We start from the raw sequence: 2,500 nt of genomic DNA on the forward strand, positions 1-2,500 counted from the left end.
GTTCATCGGTTTGCCAAAGCGTCATAACCTCAGCCAGAAGTTTTTCTCTAAGCTGTTCTCTCTCCCGGTAGGTTAGCGTCGGATTGTCGAGGTATATCACGTCCTGGGAAATACGCTGGTGAATATCCAGAACCGCACGTCGTGTAGCTTCTGTAGGATGGGCAGTCATAACGAGTTCAAGCGAGATCGTCTGCAAAATTTCCTGAACCTCTTGGTAGGAAATCTGATTTTGCTTCAACTGCTGAACAATGCTTTCGATGGAGCCAGGCTGAACCGTTTCTCCAGAGGAACGCTCATAATCGCGTTTTCTGCGAATACGGTGGGTTTGCTCGGCAATATTAACGAGTTGAAAGTAAATCGCAAAAGCACGAATAACCTGGTGACGAATTTCAGGCTGCAGCCCGTCGATCGTCGCTTTAAATTCCGCATAAATGGCTGGATCATATTGAGCTCGAAGGGATTTACTCAGTTCGCGGATCTTCTCTACGACTGCCAGAAGCTCATTGCCTCCCTGATGGACCAGTACTTCCCCAAGGATATGCCCAAGAAACCGCACATCTCTGCGAAGCAAGTTGTTAGTAGAATTTTTCTGAACGATTGTTTCGTTATCCGACATGTCCTCGCCTCTTCTCTCTACTGATAATCACACCAAATTTCGTCTGATTTCATACTCATTTCAGAATATTTTACCACATTCACGCGTTGCATTATAGCTATTTTTGACGAAAAATGCCTGAGAATTAAAGGAAAGCTGAGTAAGATTTAACTCAAGCCCGATTCTGGATAAATAAAAAAAGATCTCATAGAGATCTTTGTTAGTTATGTATGGAGCGGGTGATGGGAATCGAACCCACGCTACCAGCTTGGAAGGCTGGAGTTCTACCATTGAACTACACCCGCATACATATGGTCGGGACGACACGATTTGAACATGCGACCCCCTGGTCCCAAACCAGGTGCTCTACCAAGCTGAGCTACGTCCCGAAATATGAATGGCGTGCCCTGAGAGATTCGAACTCCCGGCCTTTTGATTCGTAGTCAAACGCTCTATCCAGCTGAGCTAAGGGCACATATGAAATTATGGAGCGGAAGACGGGAATCGAACCCGCGACCCTCGCCTTGGCAAGGCGATGCTCTACCGCTGAGCCACTTCCGCATAAATCTGGTGCGCGTGGAGGGACTTGAACCCCCACGTCAAAGACGCTAGATCCTAAGTCTAGTGCGTCTGCCAATTCCGCCACACGCGCAAGTTGGAAACATGGTGAGCCATGAAGGACTCGAACCTTCGACACCCTGATTAAAAGTCAGGTGCTCTACCAACTGAGCTAATGGCTCGTACTAAAAATGGCTGGGGGTATAGGATTTGAACCTATGCATGACGGAGTCAAAGTCCGTTGCCTTACCGCTTGGCTAACCCCCAATAAAACATGGTGCCGTCGAGAGGACTTGAACCCCCAACCTACTGATTACAAGTCAGTTGCTCTACCAATTGAGCTACAACGGCATGGTGGTGGACGCTGACGGGATCGAACCGCCGACCCTCTGCTTGTAAGGCAGATGCTCTCCCAGCTGAGCTAAGCGTCCGCCCAGTAATGACCCGTAGGGGATTCGAACCCCTGTTACCTCCGTGAAAGGGAGGTGTCTTAACCCCTTGACCAACGGGCCTTAAGAAGCTTCCAACCGGATTCGAACCGGTGACCTCTTCCTTACCATGGAAGCACTCTACCTACTGAGCTATGGAAGCGTGGCTCCCCGAACAGGACTCGAACCTGTGACAACTCGATTAACAGTCGAGTGCTCTACCAACTGAGCTATCAGGGAATATCGCTTGGCAACGTCCTACTCTCCCAGGACCCTTCGGTCCAAGTACCATCGGCGCTGGAAGGCTTAACGGTCGTGTTCGGGATGGGTACGCGTGGTTCCCTTCCGCCATCGTCACCAAACAGGTGTCTATCCAGACACATCAGGGTTGCTCCCTGAAAACTAGCAGCGAAACAAGCAGTCGATCCATCCAAAGATCTTGTGGTGCATACCCGGGGGTATGCTTCCGATGCCGCGTTCACTTTCATGAACACGTGTGGTCAAGCCCTCGACCGATTAGTATTGGTCAGCTCCACACATTGCTGTGCTTCCACCTCCAACCTATCTACCTCGTCGTCTTCAAGGGGTCTTACATACTGGGAAATCTCATCTTGAGGGGGGCTTCACGCTTAGATGCTTTCAGCGCTTATCCCTTCCGTACATAGCTACCCAGCGATGCCTCTGGCGAGACAACTGGTACACCAGCGGTACGTCCATCCCGGTCCTCTCGTACTAAGGACAGCTCCTCTCAAATTTCCTGCGCCCGCGACAGATAGGGACCGAACTGTCTCACGACGTTCTGAACCCAGCTCGCGTACCGCTTTAATGGGCGAACAGCCCAACCCTTGGGACCTACTTCAGCCCCAGGATGCGATGAGCCGACATCGAGGTGCCAAACCTCCCCGTCGATGTGGACTCT

1 protein-coding gene, 12 tRNA genes and 2 rRNA genes (1 of these 15 cut by a window edge) are annotated in these 2,500 nt (G+C 50.8%); all 15 read right to left on the bottom strand.

Translation table 11 applies throughout. The features are described 5' to 3' along the window. Positions 1 to 616: phosphoenolpyruvate carboxylase (locus ACFVTG_RS24545; RefSeq protein WP_390283598.1), on the bottom strand; the 616-nt coding region annotated here is incomplete at its 3' end. A 210-nt stretch (positions 617 to 826) separates the two neighbouring features. After that, positions 827 to 900 (bottom strand) — tRNA-Gly (locus ACFVTG_RS24550). Positions 901 to 907: 7 nt separating this feature from the next. Then, positions 908 to 984, bottom strand: a tRNA-Pro gene (locus ACFVTG_RS24555). A 9-nt stretch (positions 985 to 993) separates the two neighbouring features. After that, a tRNA-Arg gene (locus ACFVTG_RS24560) sits at positions 994 to 1,070 on the bottom strand. An 11-nt stretch (positions 1,071 to 1,081) separates the two neighbouring features. Beyond that, a tRNA-Gly gene (locus tag ACFVTG_RS24565) sits at positions 1,082 to 1,156 on the bottom strand. Between the two features lie 7 nt (positions 1,157 to 1,163). After that, positions 1,164 to 1,247 (bottom strand) — tRNA-Leu (locus ACFVTG_RS24570). A gap of 12 nt (positions 1,248 to 1,259) precedes the next feature. Beyond that, positions 1,260 to 1,335 (bottom strand) — tRNA-Lys (locus tag ACFVTG_RS24575). Between the two features lie 10 nt (positions 1,336 to 1,345). Continuing rightward, positions 1,346 to 1,420, bottom strand: a tRNA-Gln gene (locus ACFVTG_RS24580). Between the two features lie 8 nt (positions 1,421 to 1,428). Further along, positions 1,429 to 1,504 (bottom strand) — tRNA-Thr (locus tag ACFVTG_RS24585). A 4-nt stretch (positions 1,505 to 1,508) separates the two neighbouring features. Beyond that, a tRNA-Val gene (locus ACFVTG_RS24590) sits at positions 1,509 to 1,584 on the bottom strand. A gap of 9 nt (positions 1,585 to 1,593) precedes the next feature. Beyond that, a tRNA-Glu gene (locus tag ACFVTG_RS24595) sits at positions 1,594 to 1,665 on the bottom strand. Between the two features lie 6 nt (positions 1,666 to 1,671). Further along, positions 1,672 to 1,744 (bottom strand) — tRNA-Thr (locus ACFVTG_RS24600). Position 1,745: 1 nt separating this feature from the next. After that, positions 1,746 to 1,821 (bottom strand) — tRNA-Asn (locus ACFVTG_RS24605). A 5-nt stretch (positions 1,822 to 1,826) separates the two neighbouring features. Then, positions 1,827 to 1,943, bottom strand: a 5S ribosomal RNA gene (gene rrf / locus ACFVTG_RS24610). 134 nt (positions 1,944 to 2,077) lie between these two features. Beyond that, positions 2,078 to 2,500 (bottom strand): 23S ribosomal RNA (locus tag ACFVTG_RS24615); it runs 2,494 nt beyond the window's last position.

The organism is Arthrobacter sp. NPDC058127 (assembly GCF_042884555.1).
Classification (GTDB): domain Bacteria; phylum Actinomycetota; class Actinomycetes; order Actinomycetales; family Micrococcaceae; genus Arthrobacter.